Genomic DNA, 19,872 nt, shown 5'->3' on the forward strand with positions numbered 1-19,872 from the left:
ACTGGCGACAGGGCTGCGCGCTGTCGAGCGCCGATCAGTGAGCGACCGGCTTCCGTGTCCTGAGACCACCAGGTGCCCACCTGCTGCTGCAACAGCAAGGAGGACACCGTGAGTGTCGAACACCAGCCCTCGGTGCGTCGACCAACGGCGGGCATCGACTGGGCCAGTACCGAGCACGCCGTCGCGATCGTTGGCCCCGACGGTGTCGAGGTTCAACGGATGATCGTCGAACACACCGCTGCGGGGCTGCGGAAGCTGCTGCGATGCCTGCAGCAGACCGGTGTGCTCGAGGTCGGTATCGAACGCCCCGACGGGCCCGTCGTCGAGGCCCTCCTCGATGCGGGGCTCACGGTCTTCGTGATCGCCCCGAACCAGATCAAACACCTGCGCCGCCGCTACGGCGCAGCCGGCAACAAGGACGACCGCTTCGACGCCTACGTCCTGGCCGACACCGTCCGCACCGATCACCACTGCCTGCGTCCCCTCACCCTCGACTCTCCCGCGACACTCACGTTGCGGATGACCGTCCGCTCCCGCAAGGACCTCATCGCCGCCCGTGTCGCGATGGCCAATCAGCTCCGCGCCCACCTCGAACACGTTCTGCCCGGCGTGATCGGGCTGTTCCGCGACATCGACTCCGCGATCACCCTGAGTTTCCTCACCCGGTTCGCGACTCAGGACAAGGTCGACTGGCTGTCGGCACGCAGACTGCAGAACTGGCTGCGCAGCGTCTCCTACCCCAACCCGACACGAGCCGGGCTGCTGCACGCCCATCTGCTCGCGGCTACCCGCGGGACCACCGGTCCTGAAGCCACCGCCCGGGCGCACGTCACCGCTGCGTTGGTGGCCGGGCTTACGGCCCTGCGGGAGCAGATCAGCGCGCTGGAGGAGCAAATCGAACTCCAGCTGCTGCAGCATCCCGACGCGGCAGTGTTCACATCCCTGCCCCGGGCAGGGATCGTGCGAGCGGCCCGGCTCCTGGCTGAGATCGGTGACGCCCGCGGCCGCTTCCCGACGCCCGAGGCACTCACCTGCCTGGCCGGGGCCGCACCCTCGACCAGGCAGTCCGGCAAGGTGAAAGTCGTCGGCTTCCGCTGGGCCGTCCACAAACAACTCTGTGCAGCGGTCATCGACTTCGCCGGCGACTCCCACCACGCCAACCCCTGGGCCGCCGACCTCTACCGGCGGGCCCGGGCTCGCGGCCACGACCACCCCCACGCAAGCAGAGGAACGACGTGCGGTCCACGAGATGTGGAGGCAGCAGCTCGCGCGGAGTCTCGGGAGAGATGGGGGTTCGCTGACGACCGAGAGACGGAAGCCCGCGTCGGTGAACGCATCCGTCATCGCATGCAACGGCCGGTGCCAGTAGGTCAGCTCCGTGCTGTGCCCGTCGAACGTGCACTCGTCTGACCAGCGCGAGAGGGCGAAGTAGTCGGAGCCCGGGTTCACTGCAGTGTGGACGATCGGGTGGTTCACGGACAGGAGGAGGCGGCCGCCTGGCCTCAGGACTCGTCGCAGCTCAGCCAAGGGCGCAGTCCAGTCCTGCAGGTAGTGCAGACCAGGGACACGACGACGTCGTCGAACGCACCGTCGGCGAAGGGAAGCGGCTCGCTGAGGTCGGCCACCAGCAGCGTGGCGTCCTCGCCCAGCCGCCGTTCGGCCAGCTCGACCATCGCCGGGCTGGAGTCGAAGCCGGCCACGATGGCCCCTCGCTCGCGAAGCGCCGCGGACAAGGGACCTGAACCGCAGCCGGCATCGAGGATTCGTCGACCGGAGTAGCGCTCCGCGAAACCGTCGTAGTGATCGGCCTCCACAGGCTGCCTCCCAAGCAGGACGGGAGCACGATCCTGCCATGCAGGCCGAGACACCCCTACCCTGCCGCGCAGCGTCGCAGTCGGACGCGTGCTCATGCCGCTGATCAGGCCTCCGTCGACAACCATCGTTGTCCGGGCGACGTGCCCCGAGCAACCGGCCGAGGACTACGGGCCGCCCGACGGTCAGGCCGTCAGCGCCGCGGCCACCCGGCGGACCCGCTCCGGGTGGGTGAGCACGTCGACGCCGTCCACGTACTGGTCGACCGCGCCGAGCGGCGGGCGGGCGCGCAGGGCCGGGTCGCCGATCGCGGCCCGCAGCGCGGCGGCGAACCGGCCGGCGTCGAGCACCAGGAACGGCCGGGAGTGGAACGGCCGCGCCGTCGGGTCGACCGGCGCGGTCAGCCCGGTGTCGTTGGTCCAGCCCGCCGCGGTCTCCCACGCCCGGACCAGCCCGGCCTGCCGGTCCGGCCAGCCGCCCGGACCGAGGGCGTCGGCCAGCGCCGCCACCACCGGCGCCGCCGCCGGCAGCCCGGCGAAGACGGTGCCGAGCCACTTGTCGTACGGGGGCCAGCGGCGGTGCAGCAGCAGGCCCAGCCGCATCAGGTCACGGGCCAGCCCGGCGGCGACCACCCGACTGCCCAGCTCGTCGCCGACCTCCGCGCACCGGCCGGCGAGGTGCTCGGCCTGCCCGACCCGGGCCCAACCGGCGGCCAGCACGTGCCGCCACACGTCGTCCGGGTACCAGGCCAGCCGGGCCCGGGCGGCGGTGAGCGCGCCGTCGAGGCCGTCGTGGAAGACCGCGCCGCCGGTCAGCTCGGCGAGCCGCTGGGTCGGGGTGGCCAGCCAGTCGTCGACCGTGACGCCGGCGGCCGGGTCGAAGCCCAGCCGGCCGCGCAGCCAGCCGGCGCGCTCGTCGACCGTGATTCCGTGCCGCTCTCCGGCGGCGTCGGCCGCGCCCAGCCGGGTGTCCGGGCCGCCGGCGAAGCGGGTCGGCCAGCCGAGGAACTCCGCCGGCAGGTCCGCGTCGAGAACGGCGCGGACCGCCGCGACGTCGCCGGGCTCGCCGACGAGGAGCTGCAGGCGCGGACCCCAGTCGTGGTCGGTGGAGCGCGCGGTGTCCAGGCCGAGCAGCTCCGAGCCGCCGTCGAGCAGCGCGGCGGCGTACCGCAGGCCGGGCAGCCGGCGGCCGAGCAGCGGCGCGACCACCTCGTCGTGGAAGCGGCGGGCCAGCGTCAACCCGGGTACGAACGCCATCCCCGCAGTCTGCCCCCCGCGAACCGGCCGGCCCACCCGTTATCGGCTCCGGCCCGGGTCGCCGCCGATAGCCTTGAATCCGGCGGCTGACGGGAGGACGACGGTGGCGGTGGACCGGGCGGTGCTACGGCGACGCCGGCTGCTCGGCGCCGGCATCCTCGCCCTGGTCGGGCTGGCCCTGCTCGCGCTCGGCCTCACCGTCGCCAACGGTCCGCTCGCCGGGGTCGAGGTGGTGGTCGCGATCGTGCTGCTGGTGGCGAGCTACGCCGTGCAGTGGCTGGCCCGACGCGAGACGCTCTACCGGCACGACGACGAGGGTTGAACCGGCCCGTCCCGGCGTCCCCCGTGTCGTCGTAGGGCTGTGCCAGGCTGTCCGGGTGGCAGACCAATCCCCGATCCTGCTGATCGACGCGCCCAGCCTCTACTTCCGGGCCTACTTCGGCATTCCCGAGTCGGCCGCGAGGGATGCCGACGGCCAGCCGGTCAACGCCGTCCGCGGCTTCCTCGACATGCTCGCCCAGCTCGTCCGCACCCGACGGCCGGACCGGATGGTCTGCGCGCTGGACCACGACTGGCGGCCGGCGTGGCGGGTGGAGCTGCTGCCGTCGTACAAGGCGCACCGGGTGGCGCCGGAGGGCGGCGAGGAGGTGCCGGACACCCTCTCCCCGCAGGTGCCGGTGATCCTGGAGGTCCTCGAGGCGATCGGGATCACCGCGACCGGCGCGACCGGCTACGAGGCCGACGACGTGCTCGGCACGCTCTCGGTGACCCAGCCGGGCCCGGTGGAGGTGGTCTCCGGCGACCGGGATCTGTTCCAGCTGGTCGACGACGCCCGCCGCGTGCGGCTGCTCTACATCGGGCGCGGGGTGGCCAAGCTGGAGGACTGCGACGACGCGGCGGTGCGGGCCCGCTACGGCGTCCCCGCCGACCGGTACGCCGACTTCGCGGCGCTGCGCGGCGACCCCAGCGACGGGCTGCCCGGGGTGCCCGGGGTGGGCGAGAAGACCGCCGCCCGGCTGATCGACCGGTACGGCGGACTGCCCGGCATCCTGGCCGCGCTGGACGACCCCGCGTCGGGCTTCGCCCCCGGGCTGCGCGCCAAGCTGCTCGGGGCGCGGGACTACCTGGCGGTCGCGCCGAAGGTGGTCGAGGTGGCCCGGAACGTACCGCTGCCGGAGCTGCCCACCGCGCTGCCGCACGCGCCGGCGGACCCGGAGCGGCTGCTGGCGCTGGCGCAGCGGTGGAACCTGGCCGGTTCCTGCCGGCGGCTGGTGGACGCGCTCGCCGTCCGTTCCTGATCACCCGCGGGCACGCCGAATCACCCGCGGGTACGCCGAGGGGCGGCGGTCCCGACGACCACCGCCCCTCGCCACGCACGCGGGTCAGCGCCGGGGGGTGTCCGCACTCCGGCGGGACGGGAACGGGGTGCCCGGCTGTCCGAGGGTGCCCCGGCCGCGCAGGCCCACCGGGTCCGCGGTCGGCTCCGGCGTGACCGTCGCCGGCGCTCCGGCGGCCCGGCCGTCCAGGTACGCCGCCCCGGCGAGGTCGTCGTCGGTGGGCGCGGCGAGCAGGGCGTAGACCAGACCCACCACCACGAAGATCACCGCGAGGACGATCGGCACCAGCAGGGTGCTGACCCCGGCGCCGGCCAGCTCGCCGCGCCGGTCGTGCAGGTGCACCGAGAGCGCGCTCATGCCGGTGAAGTGCATGCCGTTGACCGCGATCCCCATCAGCAGCGCGGACGCGGCGATGGCGAGCCCTCGGCGCACGGTCATCGCCAGCCAGAGCGCCACCGTGGCGGCGACGATCGCGATGAGCACCGAGAGGGCGACCCGGCCGCCGTCGTAGTCCAGGTCGCCGTCCAGTCGCATGGCGGCCATGCCGGTGTAGTGCATCGCGGCGACGCCCGCGCCGGTGAACAGGCCCCCGACGAGCACCCGCGCCGCGTTGAGCCGGCCGGTGCCGACGATGGACAGGCCGATGCCGACCGCCACCACGGCGATGACCGTGCTGGCCACGGTGAGCGGCACGTCGTACCGGATCCGGGTGCCGTCCACGGCGAAGCCGAGCATCGCCATGAAGTGCATCGCCCAGATCGCGGTCCCGCCGATCGCCCAGGCCGCGAGCAGGCCCCACCAGATCCGCTGGCCCGAGGTGGACGCGGTGCGGATCCGGCCGGCGCAGACCAGACCGAGGGACGAGCCGAGCACGGACAGCGCGTAGCTCAGCGCGGGCGTGATCCACCCGTACTCAAAGTGATTGATTTCCGCCACGACGGCTATTCCCCCCACTCGTTACCGGCGCGTAGAAACCGCGCCGCAGCAATGATCAGGGAGGCCCGGAGCAGGCACGACAGCACCCCCCACAGTGTTCGGGGGGCGCTGTCGTGGTGACCGTGCGATGCGTCGATTGACCGCTGGCGGTGACCGAAAGTGACGGTCAGGCGGAGGTGTGGTAGGCCAGCACGCCCCGGTTGACCGCGGCGATCGCCTGCCGCGCGGTGGCCCGCAGCTCGGTCGACGCGCCGCCGGAGTCGGCGAGCTGACCGAGCAGGTCGACCACCTGCCGGGACCAGCGGACGAAGTCCCCGGCCGGCATCTCCCCGTCGATCTCGTGCCCGCTCGCCAGCACCTTGGCCAAGGCCTCGCCCCGGGCCCACCGGTAGATCGGCCAGGCGAAGCCGAGGTCCGGTTCCCGGGTGACGGCGAGGCCCCGATTGGCCTCGTCCGCCTCGATGTCGCCCCAGAGCTTCAAAGTCTCGTCGACCGCGTCGGCGACCGGGCCGCGCGGCAGCGACGCCCGCTCGTCGACGTCGCGGCGGGCCTCGAAGACCACCACCGACACCGCGGCGGCCAGCTCGGACGGGGAGAGCCCGTCCCAGACGCCCCGGCGCAGGCACTCGGCGACCAGCAGGTCCGCCTCGGTCCAGATCCGGCCGAGCATCCGGCCGGCGTCGGTCACCGCGCCGTCGGCGGCGAGGTAGCCCCGGGCGGTGAGCAGCGCGACGATCCGGTCGAAGGTGCGGGCCAGCGAGCCGGTCCGCCCGGCCACCCGCTGCCGCAGTTCCTCGGTGTCGTTCTCCAGCCGGCGCCGCCGCTCGGCCCAGCGGGCGTGCTCCTCCCGCTCCGGGCAGCCGTGGCACGGGTGGTTGCGCAGCTCGGTGCGGAGCTGGCTGAGCCGGTGGTCCTCGCCGGCGGCCTGCCGGCTCCGGCCGCCACGCCGCCCGCCGTGCCGGTCCAGACCGGTCCCGCTGACCTCGGCGGCGAGGTCCCGCCGGGCGCCGGGCGAGCGGTGGTTGAAGTGCTTCGGCACCCGGATCCGGGCCAGCACCTCCGCCGGGGTGGTGAAGTCGCCGGGGCTGACCCGCCCGGCCCAGCGGTCCTGGGTGAGCACCAGTGGGCGGGGCTCGCCGAAACCGCCGGTGGCCGGGTCGAGGACCACGGCCAGGCCGGCGCGGCGCCCGGACGGCACCCGGATCACGTCGCCTACCCGCAGCCGTTCCAGCGACGCCACCGCGGCGGCCTTGCGCTGGGTCTGCCCCTGCCGAGCGATGGCCCGCTCCCGGTCGGCGATGGCCATCCGCAGGCCGAAGTACTCGTCGAAGTCGCCGTGGTGGCAGGCCGACTCGGCGGCGTACGCCTCGATGGTCTCGGTGTTGCGCTGCACCTGCCGGGCCAGGCCGACCACCGACCGGTCCGCCTGGAACTGCGCGAACGACGATTCCAGCAGCGCCCGGGCCGGCTCCGCGCCGACCGTGCCGACCAGGTTGACCGCCATGTTGTACGACGGCCGGAAGCTGGACCGCAGCGGGTAGGTGCGGGTGGAGGCGAGCCCGGCCACGTGCCGCGGGTCGGTCTCCGGCGACCAGACCACCACGGCGTGCCCCTCGACGTCGATGCCCCGCCGCCCGGCCCGGCCGGTGAGCTGGGTGTACTCCCCCGGGGTCAGGTCGACGTGCGCCTCGCCGTTGTACTTGACCAGCCGTTCGAGCACCACGCAGCGGGCCGGCATGTTGATGCCCAGCGCCAGCGTCTCGGTGGCGAAGACCGCCTTGACCAGGCCGCGGACGAAGAGCTCCTCGACGACCTCCTTGAACACCGGCAGCATCCCGGCGTGGTGGGCCGCCAGGCCGCGCTCCAGCCCGTCGAGCCACTCCCAGTAGCCGAGCACGGTCAGGTCCTCGCCGGGGATGGCGGTGACCTTGCTCTCCACCACCTGGCGGATCTCCGCGCGCTCCTCCGCGGAGGTGAGCCGCAGGCCGGCGGCGAGGCACTGCTGCACGGCGGCCGCGCAGCCGGCCCGGCTGAAGATGAACAGGATCGCCGGGAGCAGCCCCTCCCGGTCGAGCCGGTCGACGATGTCCGGCCGCATCGGGCCGCGCCAGCGCGGGCCGCGCCGCCCGCTGCCGGGGCCGGCGCTGCGCCCCTCGCCCAGCTCCAGCCGGCGCATCGTGTCCCGGGTGTAGCGCAGCAGCTCCGGGTGCACGTCGTGCTTGCGGGCCGCGTCGGCGTCGTGGAACAGGTCGAACATCCGCTTGCCGACCAGCATGTGCTGCCAGAGCGGCACCGGCCGGTGCTCGCTGACCACCACGGCGGTCTCGCCGCGCACGGTGACCAGCCAGTCGGCGAACTCCTCGGCGTTGGACACGGTCGCCGACAGCGAGACCAGGGTGACCGAGGCGGGCAGGTGGATGATCACCTCTTCCCAGACCCCGCCGCGGAACCGGTCGGCGAGGTAGTGCACCTCGTCCATCACCACGTAGGCGAGGCCCCGCAGGGTGCTGGAACCGGCGTAGAGCATGTTGCGCAGCACCTCGGTGGTCATCACCACCACCGGGGCGTCGCCGTTGATCGCGTTGTCGCCGGTGAGCAGGCCGACCTGCTCGGCGCCGTACCGGTCGACCAGATCGTGGTACTTCTGGTTCGACAGCGCCTTGATCGGGGTCGTGTAGAAGCACTTGCGCCGGGTGGTCGGGCCCGCGGCGCCCTCGGCCGCCGCCGGCTCGCCGGGCGTCCCGCGCAGGGCCAGGTGTACGGCGAACTCGCCGACCACGGTCTTGCCGGCGCCGGTCGGGGCGCAGACCAGGACGCCACTGCCCCGCTCCAGGGACTGGCACGCCTCCCGCTGGAAGTCGTCGAGATCGAACCCCAGATCGGAGGCGAACTCGTCCAGCGCCGGGAACTGTGAGGCCTGCGCGGCCCGGCGGCGCGCCGCGGCGTACCGCTCGGCGGGGCTCGACATGTCTCCAAGATTAGTTGGTACCGCCGACGAACACCGGCCAAGGCCGTCCGGCAGGGCGGTCGGAGGGGATCGGTAGGGTGCACGACGTGCCGGATCATGCCGAACCGACCGATGCCTCGCGCGGCGCCGACGACGCCGTCCGCCCGGGCGCGTCCCGTCGCCCCGTGGAGGCAGTCCTCTTCGATTTCCACGGCACCCTCGCGCAGGTGGAGGAGCCCCGCGACTGGGTGCTGGCCGCCGCGGCGGCGTGCGGGGTGGAGCTGGACCGGGTGCGGGCCACCGCGCTGGCCGACCGGCTGCTGACCGCGGGGCGGGCCGGCGGGCCGCTGCCCGCGCGGGTGCCGCCCCGGCTGGCCGAGCTCTGGGCCGACCGGGATCTCTACGAGCACGCCCACCGGGGGGCGTACACCGGGCTGGCCGAGACGGTGGACGCCGGCATCGACGGGTTCGCCGAGGCGCTCTACGAGCGGGTGCTGGTCCCGGAGGGCTGGGTGCCCTACCCGGACACCCCGGCCACCCTGACGGCGCTGCGCGAGCGCGGGGTACGGGTGGCGGTGGTGAGCAACATCGGCTTCGACATCCGGCCGCACTTCGCCGCCTGGGGGCTCGACGGGCTGGTCGACGCGTACGCCCTGTCGTACGAGGTGGGGCGCTGCAAGCCGGATCCGGGGATCTTCCTGCGGGCGTGCGGGATGGTGGGGGTGGATCCGGAGCGCGCGCTGATGGTCGGCGACACCCCGGCCGACGCCGGCGCGGTACGGGCGGGGTGCGCGGTGCTGGTGCTGCCCTGCGCCGAGCCGGGGCGGGCCAACGGCCTGGGCGCGGTGCTCGACCTGGCCCTGCCCTCCTGAGCAGCCCTTATCACCGCTAACCCGATCTTGTTGCTCGCGTTACTGCGCGCCGCTAACAGCCGGAGGTTACCGTCGTTGTCGTGACGGACACGTCGTCCCGGGACCGGATCGTGCGGGCCGCCGCCGCCCTGCTCGCGGAGGGCGGCCGGGCGGCGGTCACCACCCGAGCGGTGGTGCGGACCGCCGGCGTGCAGGCCCCGACCATCTACCGCCAGTTCGGCGACATGGCCGGGCTGCTCGACGCGGCGGCCAGCTACGGCTTCGCCGCGTACCTGCACGCCGAGGCGGCGCGCGAGCCGGCCGACGACCCGGTGGACGACCTGCGTCGCGGCTGGGACCTGCACGTCGGCTTCGGGGTGGCCAACCCGGCCTTCCACGCCCTCATGTACGGCGACCCGCGCCCGGGCGTGCGACCCACCGCCGCCCGGGTGGCCGCCGACATCTTCGGCCAGCTCGTCGCGCGGGTCGCCGAGGCGGGCAGGCTGCGGGTCGGCGTCGACCGGGCCGCCGAGATGGTGCACGCGGCGAGCTGCGGGGTCGCCCTCACCCTGATCCAGGGCGGCGACCCGGGTCTCTCCCCCGCCACCCGGGAGGCGGTGCTCGCCGCCGTCTGCGCCGACAGCCCGGCCGCTCGCGCCGTCCGCCCGCCGGACCGGGCGGTCCGGCACGCCGTCGCGCTCCGCACGGCCCTGCCCGAGCTGGCCGGCGACCTGACCGCCGCCGAGCGGGCGCTGCTCGCCGAGTGGCTGGACCGGCTCACCGGGGCGTAGTCCACCGCCCGCCCGGCCCGCGCACCCGGATCCCTCTCCGGTCGAACCCCGCGACGAGTGTCGTAGCATGCGGTCTCCAGGGCCAGCGGTCACCGGGAGGACGCGATCCTGCCACGTCAGGTGCTCGACACCGCGCTCGTCCCCGAGGCCGACCGTTTCGACCGGTGGATGGACGTCGCCGTCGGCGACAACCCGATGAGTATCGCGGTCGACGCGGACGGGCCGTTCGAAGCCTTCGCGCAGCTGATCGACCTCGGCGGGGTGCACCTCGCCTCGTTCCGGTACCCCACGCTGCGACTGAAGCGGACCGCCCGGCAGATCCGGCAGGCCGACCCGGGGCTGTTCCAACTCGCCCTCCCGATCGCCGGCTTCAGCGCGATCAGCCAGGCCCGCAACACCGCCAGCATCGAGCGGACCGGGTTCACGTTCTTCGACACCTCCCGGCCGTACGAGGCGGAGCACCGGGCGGGCGACGCCCGGCCGACGTCGACGATCTGCCTCAACATTCCCCATGACCTGCTGCCCCTGCCCGCCGCCACGGTGAACCGGCTGCTGGCCACCGCGATGCCGGCCGACCGCGGGATGGGTGTGCTGCTGGCGCAGTTCCTCCGGCAGGTGGCCGGCCACCCCGACCAGTACGGGCCGGACGACGTCGCGCAGCTCGGCAGGACCGCCCTCGATCTGGTGAGCGCCATCCTGGTACGCCATGCCGACGCCGAGGGCGAGCTGACACCCGACACCCGCCACCATGCGACCCGGCTGCGGATCGAGGCCTTCATCGAGCGGCATCTCGCGGACCCCGCGCTCGATCCCCGCGCGGCCGCCGCCGCCCACCACGTCTCCCTGCGGACCCTGCACCGCCTCTTCGCCGACGGCGACGAGACCGTCGCCCAGTCCATCCGCCGGCGTCGCCTCGAACGCTGCCGGCGTGACCTGCGCAATCCGCTGTTGGCGGGCCAGCCGATCCAGGTCGTCGCCGCCCGCTGGGGCTTCCCCGACCCGGCACACTTCAGCCGAAGCTTCCGCGCCGCGTACGGCGTCTCCGCGCGGGACTACCGCGCCGGAGCGGCGCCCGCCACCGTGCCGGACGCCGGCCGGGGCCCGGATCGGGCGGCGGACTAGCGTCGCCGCCATGACGACCAGCCGAGCCACGTCCCCGCCCGCCGCCCGCCCCCGGACCGACGGTCACCTCGGGGCGGTCGCGCTGGTGCTCGGCGGGGCGCTGTCGGTGCACACCGGCTCGGCGCTCGCCGCGCTGCTCTTCCCCCGCGTCGGGGTGGCCGGCACGGTCACCCTGCGGCTGGCCATCGGTGCGCTGCTGATGCTCGCGGTGTGCCGACCCCGGCTGCGCGGCCACGACCGGGCCGCCTGGCTCTCCGTGGTCGCCTTCGGGCTCGCCCTGGCCGGGATGAACTCGGTCTTCTACCAGGCCATCGAGCGGATCCCGCTCGGCCCGGCGGTGACCCTGGAGGTGCTGGGACCGCTCACCCTGTCGGTGCTGACCGCGCACCGGTGGACCGCCTGGTGCTGGGCGGGGCTCGCCCTCGCCGGGGTCGCCCTGCTCGGCCAGGGCGGCTTCGACCGGTTGAACCCGCTCGGCGCGGGCCTGGCGCTCGGCGCGGGAGCGCTCTGGGCGGCGTACATCGTCTGCTCGGCGCGGGTCGGCGGCCACTTCCCCCGCGCCGACGGACTCGCCCTGTCCCTCACCCTGGCGGCCGTGGTCACCCTGCCGATCGGCCTGGTCGACGCCGGGACCCGGCTCTGGCACCCGGGAGTGCTGGGACTCGGCGCCGGGCTGGCGTTGCTCGCCTCAGTGCTGCCGTACACCCTGGAGCTGCTGGCCCTGCGCCGGCTGGCCACCTCGACCTTCGCGGTGCTGATGAGCCTCGGCCCGGCACTCGCCGCGCTCGCCGGCTGGCTGATCCTCGACCAGGCGCTGCATCCGGTGGAGGTGCTGGCGATCGGCCTGGTCGTCGCCGCCAGCATCGGCGCGGTACGGGCCGGCGCGCCCCGCGGGAACGCCGCGCCGGTCGCCGAAGGGCCGGTCGCCGAAGGGCCGGACGGGCAGCTCAGCGCAGCAGTCGCACCGCCGCCGGCACGGCGCTGATCCGCACCGGCAGGTCCAGCGCCCGTTCCCCGTCGGCGTACGTGGTGATGCCCTCGGCCGCCAGCTCCACGGTGCGGGCGCGGTAGCTGGTCACCAGCGGGTGCGCCACGTGCGTACCGGCGTAGATGCGCGGCTTGACCCGCATCAGGGTGCGCCGGTCGAACCGACCGCCGACCACCACGTCGAGCAGCCCGTCGGTGGGGTCGGCGTCCGGGCAGATGCGCATCCCGCCGCCGTAGCTGGCGCAGTTGCCGACGGCGACGAGGACCGCGTCCAGGCGGTGCTCCTCGCCGTCGAGGCGCAGCGTGTAGGCGCGCGGGCGCAGCCGGGCCAGCTCGACCAGGATGGCCAGGTCGTAGCGGCGGGGACCACGCGGCCAGCGCATCCGGTTGGCCCGCTCGTTGACGATCGCGTCGAAGCCGGCGGCGAGCACCGCCCCGTACCAGCGGTCGGCGCCGGCGGCGGTGGTCATCCGGGCCAGGTCGACCGGGCGGCTGCGGCCGTCGCGCAGCGCCGCGGCGATGACCCCGACCGCGGCGAGCGGGTCGGCGGGGAAGCCGGTGTCGACCGCGAAGTCGTTGCCGGTGCCGGCCGGGACCGGCCCGAAGGGCACCGCCGTACCCGCGACCGCCTGCAACGCCCGGTGCACGGTGCCGTCGCCGCCCACCGCGATCACCGCACCGGCGCCGTCGGCCACCGCGGCGTGGCACGCCGCCTCGGCCTCGTCCGGGGTACGCGCCGTCAACAGCTCCACCGGCCGGCCGGCGGCGGCGAGCCCGTCCAGCAGCCGGGGCAGCAGGCCACGGTGCCGACCCCGGCCCGCGGTGGGGTTGGCGAGCACGGCGACGGGGCCGGCGGCAGGGTGATCGTCTGCGGTCACGGCGAGCACGGTACCGGTACGGCGGACGCCGCCTACCAGGGGCGGCGTCACGCGATGTGGTCACCCCTGGCTGTGCCGCCGCGCGGCAGCCTGGCGACGGAGTTCGTGCCGGGCCAGGGCGTTCTTGTGCACCTCGTCGGGTCCGTCGGCGAAGCGCAGGGTCCGGATGTGGGCGTACGCGGCCGCGAGCGGGAAGTCCTGGGAGAGGCCGGCGGCGCCGTGCACCTGGATCGCCTTGTCCAGGATCCACTGGACGGTCCCGGGGGTGGCGATCTTGATGGCCTGGATCTCGGTGTGCGCGCCCTTGTTGCCGACCGTGTCCATCAGCCAGGCCGCCTTGAGCACCAGCAGGCGCAGCTGCTCGATCCGCACCCGGGACTCGGCGATCCAGTCCCGGATCACCCCCTGCTCGGCCAGCGGCCTGCCGAAGGCGATCCGCTGCTCGGCGCGGGCGCACATCAGCTCGACGGCCTGCTCGGCGACGCCGATGGAGCGCATGCAGTGGTGGATGCGGCCGGGACCGAGCCGGGCCTGCGCGATCGCGAAGCCGTCGCCCTCGGCCCCGATCAGGTTCTCGACCGGCACCCGTACGTCATGGAACTCCAGCTCGGCGTGCCCGCCGTGGTCGTGGTCGTCGTACCCCAGCACCTCAAGGCCCCGCTTGATCACCAGGCCCGGGGTGTCCCGCGGAACCAGCACCATGGACTGCTGACGATGCCGCTCGGCGTCCGGGTCGGTCCTGCCCATGACGATGAGGACCCGGGCGTTCGGGTTCATCGCGCCGGTGATCCACCACTTGCGGCCGTTGATCACGTACTGGTCGCCGTCCCGCTCGATCCGGGTGGCGATGTTCGTGGCGTCGGAGGACGCGACGTCCGGCTCGGTCATGGCGAACGACGACCGGATCCGGCCCTCCAGCAGCGGCTCCAACCACTGCTTGCGCTGCTGCTCGGTGCCGAACATCGCCAGCACCTCCATGTTGCCGGTGTCCGGGGCAGCGCAGTTCAGGGCGGCGGGCGCCAGGTGGCTACGTCCGGTGATCTCCGCCAGCGGGGCGTACTGCAGGTTGGTCAGACCGGCCCCCTGCCCACCCGGCAGGAAGAGGTTCCACAGCCCGCGCTTCCGCGCCGCGGCGCGCAGCTCCGCGAGCACGGGCACCGCGTCCCAGGCCCAGCGGTTGCCGAGCTGCCCGAGCTGCTCGTGGAAGGCGTGCTCGGCCGGGTAGACGTGGCTGTCCATGAAGTCCAGGAGGTTGTCGCGCAGCCCCTCGGTCCTCGGGTCCAGGGCGAAGTCCATCAGTGCTCCTTGAGGTAGGTCAGGCCCGCGTCGAGCAACAGCTCGGTCACCTCGCCCACGCGCTCGAAGCCGGAGCCGACGGTCTGGCCGCGCAGGTGGCGGTAGTGGATGCCCTCGAGGATCGCGGCCAGCTTGAAGGCCGCCAGCCCGAGGTGGAAGCCGAGCGGCGGGAGGGGACGGGTGCTGCTGGCGGCGTACCGGGCGAGGATCTCGTCCTCGGTGAGGAAGCCGGGCGCGGAGGAGGCGTCGGCGACCGCCCCCTCGACGAGCCGCCCGAGACGCTGGTAGAGCACCAGCAGCGCCAGGTCGGTCAGCGGGTCGCCGAGGGTGGCCATCTCCCAGTCGATGACGGCCGCGAGGTGGTCGCGGTCGTCGGTGAGGACGTTGTCGAGGCGGTAGTCGCCGTGCACGATGCCCGGCGCCGACCCGGTCGGCACGCCGGACGCCAGGCGGGCGGCCAGTTCCTCGGCGGCCGGCAGGTCCCGACAGTACGACGCGTCGAGCTGCCTCCTCCAGCGACTCACCTGCCGGGCCAGGAAGCCGTCGGGCCGGCCGAAGTCGGCCAGCCCCACGGCCGCCGGGTCGACCGCGTGCAGGGCGGCCAGGGTGTCGACCAGCCGGGTCGAGATGACCCGGGTACGTTCCGGACCGAGCCGCTCGAGTTCGGCCGCCTGCCGGTACGCCGTACCGCCGACCCGCTCCATCAGGTAGAACGGTGCGCCCAGCACGCCGACGTCCGTACAGAGCGCGTAGGTCGTCGGCACCGGCACGTCGGTCGTCCGCAGCGCCGACATGACGCGGTACTCCCGGGTCATGTCGTGCGCGGTGGCCAGCACATGCCCCAGTGGCGGCCGCCGGAGGATCCAGGTCTGCCGCCCGTCACCGATCTCGTAGGTGAGGTTGGACTTCCCACCCGCGATCAGCCGGGCGGTCAGGTCCCCGGCCGCCCCGGGGACCGAGGCGGCCAACCAGTCCGCGAGCCGGGCCAGGTCGACACCGGGTGGATCCGGTGGTGCGGAGGCGGTCACGGCACCAGGATGCTGACGGTCTCGACCACGCAGGCCGGCTTCTCGGCGCCGGCCCGCTCGACGGTCACCTTCGCCGTCAGCTGGTAGCCACCGCCGCCGGGCACCAGCGACAGCAGCTCCACCCCGGCACGCACCTCGGAGTCGACGGGGACCGGCGAGGGGAAGCGGAGCTTGTTGGCGCCGTAGTTCACGCCCATGGTCAGCCCCTCGATCTTGTACACCTGCCAGACCAGCATCGGCACCAGCGACAGGGTGAGGTAGCCGTGCGCGATGGTGCTGCCGAACGGGCCGTGCGCCGCCTTCGCGGGGTCCACGTGGATCCACTGGCGGTCACCCGTCGCCTCGGCGAAGGCGTCGATCTGCTGCTGGGTGACGGTGTGCCAGTCGGAGTAGCCGAGGTGGGTGCCGACGGCCCGCTCCAGCTCTGCGATGCCCTGGAAGACCTTCATCATCTCTCCTTTCCCGGTCGGGCCGTCGGCCCGCCGGCGACGTACACCACCCGGCCGACGGTGACGCCGTCGGCGAGCTCCTGCACCCCGTCGGCCACCTCGTCGAGCGCGAGGCGTCGGCTGACCAGGGGCCGGACGGCGCCCCGGGCGGCCAGCGCGGTGAGGTCCCGATGGCATTCGGCGACGGCCGCCGGGTCGTGGCGGTGGTACAGGCCCCAGTGCAGGCCGACTATCGAGTAGTTCTTCACCAGGGCGTGGTTGAGCGCGGCGGACTGGATCTGACCGCCGGCGAAGCCGACCACGAGGATCCGGCCCTCGAAGGCGACGCACTTGGTCGACCGCTGGTAGGTCTCGCCGCCCACGGGGTCGTAGACGACGTCGGCGCCCCGACCACCGGTCTCGGCCTTGACCACCTCGACGAAGTCCTCGTCTCGACGGTCCACCACCACGTCGGCGCCGAGCGCCCGGGCCACCGCCGCCTTCTCCGGACCCCCGACGACGCCGATCACCCGGGCGCCGGCCGCCTTGCCCAGCTGGACGGCGGCGCTGCCGACGCCGCCGGCCGCGGCGTGCACCAGCAGCGTCTCGCCCGCGCGCAGCCCGGCCCGCCGGTGCAGGCCGAACCAGCCGGTCTGGTATCCGATGTAGAGCGAGGCCGCCTCGGCGTCGTCGAGCTCCGCGGGCGCGGGGAACGTGGTCGCCGCATCCAGCAGCGCGAACTCACCGAACCCGCCGAACGGGAGCACCGGGCCGCCGAGCACCCGGTCGCCGACGGCGAACCCGTCGACACCCGCGCCGAGCGCGACGACCTCGCCACACAGCTCGACGCCCGGGGTGAACGGGAGCTCCGGCTTGACCTGGTACGTGCCACGGCACATCAGGACGTCCGGGAAGTTGGCCGGACAGGCCAGCACCCGTACCACGAGCTGCCCCGGACCCGGCTCCGGGTCGGCCACGTCGACGAGCCGCAGCACGTCGCGGGGCTCACCGAGCTCGCCTACCCGCCATGCTCTCATCGGGATGCCCCCTGGTCCTCGAGTCGCCGCTGGAGCTTGTTCATGCCATCGAGCCAGCGGTCGGTGTCGGCGGCGCGGTGTGCGTAGTAGCTGGCCACCTGGGGATGCGGCAGGACGAGGAACCGGTCGTCGTGCAGGGCCTGCCACGTCGCCTCGGCGACGTCCTCGGGGGTGAGCGCCGCGTCGTGGCTGAGCAGTTCCTGCAGCGGCCCGGCGTCGTCGAGCATCCGGGTCCGCACACCCTGCGGGCAGATCGCCTGCACCACGACGCCGCGGTGCCGGTAGGTCGCCGACAGCCACTCGGCGAACGCCACGCAGGCGTGCTTGCTGACCGAGTACGTCGGACTCCCGAGCATCGTGAGCAGCCCGGCCGCGGACGCGGTCACCACGAACCGACCGGAGCCCCGCTCGACCCAGCCGGGCAGCAGCAGTCGCGCGGCCCGCACGTGGGCCATGACGTTGACCTCGTGGCTGGCGGCCCAGTCCTCCTCGGTGGCCCCCAACCCGTCGCCACGGTCGATTCCGGCGTTGCCGATCCAGACGTCGATGCCGCCCAGGTGGCCTCGGGCCGTCTCGACCAGCGCCGCGACGCCCTGTTCGGCGGCGGCGTCGCCGGGAGCGGGGTGGCCACCGATCTCCTCGGCGACCCGGATAGCCGCCTCGGCGTCGAGGTCGTTGACGACGACCCGCGCGCCCTCGGCCGCGAGTCGGGTGGCCAGCGCACGGCCGATGCCGCGGCCGGCGCCGGTGACGACGACGCCCTTGTCCCGTACCGGCATCAGACACCTCCGGTCAGGGTGACGCCGCCGTCGACCACCAGCAGCTGACCGGTCATCCAGGCGGCGTCCGCGGAGAGCAGGAACGCGACGACGCTGCCGATGTCATCGGGGACGCCGAGCCGTTTGAGCGGGTACGCCGCGGCCACCTGCTCCTCGCGGCCCTCGTACAGGGCGGTGGCGAACCTGGTCTTCACCACGGCCGGGGCGACCGCGTTCACCCGGATGTCCGGGCCGAGCTCCACGGCGAGCTGCTGGGTGAGGTGGGCGAGCATCGCCTTGCTGGCCCCGTAGAAGCCGATGCCGGGCGCGGGCCGGATGCCGGCCACCGAGGAGACGTTGACCACGGCGCCGCCGTGCTCCTTCATCCAGCGCCGATGGGCCTGCTGCACCCAGGACAGGGCGGCGAGGCAGTTCACCTCGAAGATCTTGCGGGCCACGGCCAGGTCCAGCTCGACCATCGGGCCGTACGTCGGGTTGATGCCGGTGTTGTTGACCAGCAGGTCGACGCTGCCGAAGGTGTCGACCGCGCGGGTGACGACCTCGGCCTGGTGGTCGGCATCGTCGGCGTGGCCGGCGATGCCGAGCGCGTGCTCCGGGCCCAGCCGGGCGACGGCCTGGTCGAGCGCCTCCTGCCTGCGGCCGGTGACGACGACCTTGGCGCCTTCGGCGACCAGCCGCTCGGCGATGGCCAGGCCGATGCCCCGGCTGGCACCGGTGACGATCGCCGTTCGTCCGGTGAATCTCGTGGAGATCGCTGCGGCTTCGGACACGGGCCTCCCCTTCGGGGTTACTAAGCGCTTGCTTACGTTAGGCTCGGTGAAGTGTGCGACGCCACAGTGGCCGCCGTCAACAGGTCCGGCCCGCCGGCCGGCGCCCGGCGCCGTGGTATCAATGCCCGACCAGGCAGGACAGGACGGAGGCGCGTTGACCGACACCGCCGAGCACTCCCGCGCCGACGCGACCCGCGCCCGGCTGCTCGAGGCGGCCGTCAGCGCGTTCGCCGAGCGCGGCTTCCACGGCACGACGACGCGCGACATCGCCGCCGCGGCCGGGCTCAGCCCGGCCGCGCTCTACGTGCATCACAGATCCAAGGAGGAGCTGCTCTACCTGATCTCACGGTCGGGACACGACCACGTGCTGCGGCTGGTGCAGGACGCGATCGCGTCGTCCGAGGACCCGGCCACGGCGCTGCGGCGGGTGGTCCACGCCTTCGTCGTCTCGCACGCCCGCGACCACACCCGTACCCGCGTCGTGAACTACGAGCTCGCCGCGCTCAGCCCCGAGCATCACGCCGAGATCCGTGCCCTGCGCCACCGCATCGAGCAGGCGTTCCGCCAGCTCGTGGAGGCGGGCGTCGCCGCCGGGGTCTTCGACACGCCGGACCCGCGGATGGCGGGAGCGGCCCTGCTGTCCCTCGGCGTCGACCTCGGCCGGTGGTACCGGGACGACGGCGGCTGGAGCCCGGAATACATCGCGGGCCAGTACGCCGAGATGGCGCTGCGCATCGTCGGCGCCCGCTGAGTCGATGTCGACGCGTTGGCGCAACGGTTCCTCGAGAGTCGCCATGTTTCGGCCACACCGTCAGGGAACGCGTTCGCCTGCACTCTTTGCTGCATGAGCCGGTACCGGCCCCCGACAGCGTTCGAGGTGCAGAGGCGCCGACTTGTCCGGTTGCGACACGCCACGCCGAACAACTCATTGGCCCGCTCACACCAGGACGCGCCAAGGGCACACGAACAGTGGCGAACGCGAAGCCTTATCTTTATTCAGTTGCTTGGCGGCTGTTGATCTTAGAGGGCCCCCGTTCATGCTCGCCTTCGCGCTGCTCCGTGGACCCGGACACCACGAGTCGGTTCGCCGAGGTTCATCTACGAGAGAAAAAGCGTTGGACGGCCATGTCGAGAACTGGCGACTGGCTCCGTCCCCGCAGTGAACCTGACCAAGATGGGTCGCACCAGCACAGAGGAGAAGCACCATGGCCAAGTACTTGCTGCTCAAGCACTACCGCGGCGCTCCGGCTCCGGTCAACGACGTGCCCATGGACCAGTGGACGCCGGAGGAGATCTCGGCGCACGTGCAGTACATGAACGACTTCGCGGCCCGGCTCGAGAAGACCGGCGAGTTCGTCGACGGCCAGGCGCTCGCCCCCGAGGGGACGTTCGTCCGGTACGACGGTGAGGGACGCCCGCCGGTCACCGACGGCCCGTTCGCCGAGACCAAGGACCTCATCGCCGGCTGGATGGTGATCGACGTCGACGGCTACGAGCGCGCCCTCGAGCTGGCCGGGGAACTGTCAGCCGCCCCTGGGGCGGGCGGGAAGCCGATCCACGAGTGGCTCGAGGTGCGCCCGTTCCTGACCGAGCCGCCCACCATCACGGAGTGACCTG

Annotated in this window: 20 protein-coding genes; 9 read left to right on the forward strand and 11 right to left on the reverse strand. The window is 73.6% G+C overall.

Annotation, left to right across the window (positions count from 1 at the left end; all coding sequences use genetic code 11):
• The first annotated feature begins 108 nt into the window (after positions 1–108).
• On the forward strand, positions 109–1,410 hold the full coding sequence (locus tag AC5RWQ_RS25150; protein ID WP_494285113.1) for an IS110 family RNA-guided transposase: 1,302 nt from the start codon (positions 109–111) through the stop codon (positions 1,408–1,410).
• A gap of 92 nt (positions 1,411–1,502) precedes the next feature.
• Here the strand turns inward: AC5RWQ_RS25150 and AC5RWQ_RS25155 are convergent, their stop codons facing one another.
• Positions 1,503–1,940, reverse strand: coding sequence for a class I SAM-dependent methyltransferase (locus AC5RWQ_RS25155; RefSeq protein WP_494285114.1), 438 nt, complete (start codon positions 1,938–1,940; stop codon positions 1,503–1,505).
• A gap of 57 nt (positions 1,941–1,997) precedes the next feature.
• Positions 1,998–3,068: a DUF4037 domain-containing protein gene (locus tag AC5RWQ_RS25160; RefSeq protein WP_494285115.1), complete on the reverse strand. Its 1,071-nt coding sequence runs from the start codon at positions 3,066–3,068 to the stop codon at positions 1,998–2,000.
• Between the two features lie 103 nt (positions 3,069–3,171).
• On the opposite strand from AC5RWQ_RS25160, the gene AC5RWQ_RS25165 reads away from it, so the two are divergent.
• Both AC5RWQ_RS25165 and AC5RWQ_RS25170 read left to right on the forward strand, forming a co-directional pair.
• Complete coding sequence (locus AC5RWQ_RS25165) at positions 3,172–3,390, forward strand: hypothetical protein (RefSeq protein WP_494285116.1); 219 nt, start codon at positions 3,172–3,174, stop codon at positions 3,388–3,390.
• A 55-nt stretch (positions 3,391–3,445) separates the two neighbouring features.
• The gene (locus AC5RWQ_RS25170; RefSeq protein ID WP_494285117.1) at positions 3,446–4,366 is read left to right on the forward strand and encodes a 5'-3' exonuclease; all 921 of its coding nucleotides are present in this window, start codon (positions 3,446–3,448) and stop codon (positions 4,364–4,366) included.
• An 84-nt stretch (positions 4,367–4,450) separates the two neighbouring features.
• Here AC5RWQ_RS25170 and AC5RWQ_RS25175 read toward each other — a convergent pair whose 3' ends face one another.
• Together AC5RWQ_RS25175 and AC5RWQ_RS25180 are read right to left on the reverse strand one after the other, a co-directional pair.
• Positions 4,451–5,341, reverse strand: a complete 891-nt coding sequence (locus AC5RWQ_RS25175) for an MHYT domain-containing protein (protein WP_494285118.1) — start codon at positions 5,339–5,341, stop codon at positions 4,451–4,453.
• 166 nt (positions 5,342–5,507) lie between these two features.
• Entirely contained in the window at positions 5,508–8,309 is a 2,802-nt protein-coding gene (locus AC5RWQ_RS25180; RefSeq protein ID WP_494285119.1) for a DEAD/DEAH box helicase, read from the reverse strand.
• Positions 8,310–8,395: 86 nt separating this feature from the next.
• On the opposite strand from AC5RWQ_RS25180, the gene AC5RWQ_RS25185 reads away from it, so the two are divergent.
• From AC5RWQ_RS25185 to AC5RWQ_RS25200, 4 genes are all read left to right on the forward strand, one after another.
• Positions 8,396–9,160 carry an HAD family hydrolase gene (locus AC5RWQ_RS25185; protein WP_494285120.1) on the forward strand — a complete coding sequence of 255 codons (765 nt, stop codon included), beginning with the start codon at positions 8,396–8,398 and terminating at the stop codon, positions 9,158–9,160.
• 80 nt (positions 9,161–9,240) lie between these two features.
• Complete coding sequence (locus AC5RWQ_RS25190) at positions 9,241–9,930, forward strand: TetR/AcrR family transcriptional regulator (RefSeq protein WP_494285121.1); 690 nt, start codon at positions 9,241–9,243, stop codon at positions 9,928–9,930.
• Positions 9,931–10,050: 120 nt separating this feature from the next.
• A complete protein-coding gene (locus AC5RWQ_RS25195) occupies positions 10,051–11,052 on the forward strand; it encodes an AraC-like ligand-binding domain-containing protein (protein WP_494285122.1) in 1,002 nt (333 codons plus the stop codon).
• Between the two features lie 10 nt (positions 11,053–11,062).
• Positions 11,063–12,037, forward strand: a complete 975-nt coding sequence (locus AC5RWQ_RS25200) for an EamA family transporter (RefSeq protein ID WP_494285123.1) — start codon at positions 11,063–11,065, stop codon at positions 12,035–12,037.
• Here the strand turns inward: AC5RWQ_RS25200 and AC5RWQ_RS25205 are convergent.
• Genes AC5RWQ_RS25205 through AC5RWQ_RS25235 form a run of 7 tightly spaced genes read right to left on the reverse strand, consistent with a single transcriptional unit; the run spans position 12,000 to position 18,255 of the window.
• Complete coding sequence (locus AC5RWQ_RS25205; RefSeq protein ID WP_494285157.1) at positions 12,000–12,926, reverse strand: diacylglycerol kinase family protein; 927 nt, start codon at positions 12,924–12,926, stop codon at positions 12,000–12,002. The genes AC5RWQ_RS25200 and AC5RWQ_RS25205 overlap by 38 nt on opposite strands.
• A 51-nt stretch (positions 12,927–12,977) precedes the next feature.
• Positions 12,978–14,213: an acyl-CoA dehydrogenase family protein gene (locus AC5RWQ_RS25210; RefSeq protein WP_494285124.1), complete on the reverse strand. Its 1,236-nt coding sequence runs from the start codon at positions 14,211–14,213 to the stop codon at positions 12,978–12,980.
• Positions 14,213–15,241 carry a phosphotransferase family protein gene (locus AC5RWQ_RS25215; protein WP_494285125.1) on the reverse strand — a complete coding sequence of 343 codons (1,029 nt, stop codon included), beginning with the start codon at positions 15,239–15,241 and terminating at the stop codon, positions 14,213–14,215. The genes AC5RWQ_RS25210 and AC5RWQ_RS25215 overlap by 1 nt, the downstream gene beginning before the upstream one ends.
• The gene (locus tag AC5RWQ_RS25220) at positions 15,238–15,690 is read right to left on the reverse strand and encodes a MaoC family dehydratase (RefSeq protein WP_494285126.1); all 453 of its coding nucleotides are present in this window, start codon (positions 15,688–15,690) and stop codon (positions 15,238–15,240) included. The genes AC5RWQ_RS25215 and AC5RWQ_RS25220 overlap by 4 nt, the downstream gene beginning before the upstream one ends.
• Positions 15,690–16,706: an NADPH:quinone oxidoreductase family protein gene (locus AC5RWQ_RS25225; RefSeq protein ID WP_494285127.1), complete on the reverse strand. Its 1,017-nt coding sequence runs from the start codon at positions 16,704–16,706 to the stop codon at positions 15,690–15,692. The genes AC5RWQ_RS25220 and AC5RWQ_RS25225 overlap by 1 nt, the downstream gene beginning before the upstream one ends.
• Positions 16,703–17,485 carry an SDR family oxidoreductase gene (locus tag AC5RWQ_RS25230; RefSeq protein ID WP_494285128.1) on the reverse strand — a complete coding sequence of 261 codons (783 nt, stop codon included), beginning with the start codon at positions 17,483–17,485 and terminating at the stop codon, positions 16,703–16,705. The genes AC5RWQ_RS25225 and AC5RWQ_RS25230 overlap by 4 nt, the downstream gene beginning before the upstream one ends.
• Positions 17,485–18,255, reverse strand: coding sequence for an SDR family oxidoreductase (locus AC5RWQ_RS25235; RefSeq protein WP_494285129.1), 771 nt, complete (start codon positions 18,253–18,255; stop codon positions 17,485–17,487). The genes AC5RWQ_RS25230 and AC5RWQ_RS25235 overlap by 1 nt, the downstream gene beginning before the upstream one ends.
• A gap of 154 nt (positions 18,256–18,409) precedes the next feature.
• Between AC5RWQ_RS25235 and AC5RWQ_RS25240 the strand changes: the two genes are divergently transcribed.
• Positions 18,410–19,006: a TetR/AcrR family transcriptional regulator gene (locus tag AC5RWQ_RS25240; protein WP_494285130.1), complete on the forward strand. Its 597-nt coding sequence runs from the start codon at positions 18,410–18,412 to the stop codon at positions 19,004–19,006.
• Positions 19,007–19,460: 454 nt separating this feature from the next.
• A complete protein-coding gene (locus tag AC5RWQ_RS25245; protein WP_494285131.1) occupies positions 19,461–19,868 on the forward strand; it encodes a YciI family protein in 408 nt (135 codons plus the stop codon).
• Positions 19,869–19,872 lie beyond the last annotated feature (4 nt).

It is taken from the genome of Micromonospora sp. BS32, from assembly GCF_059089345.1.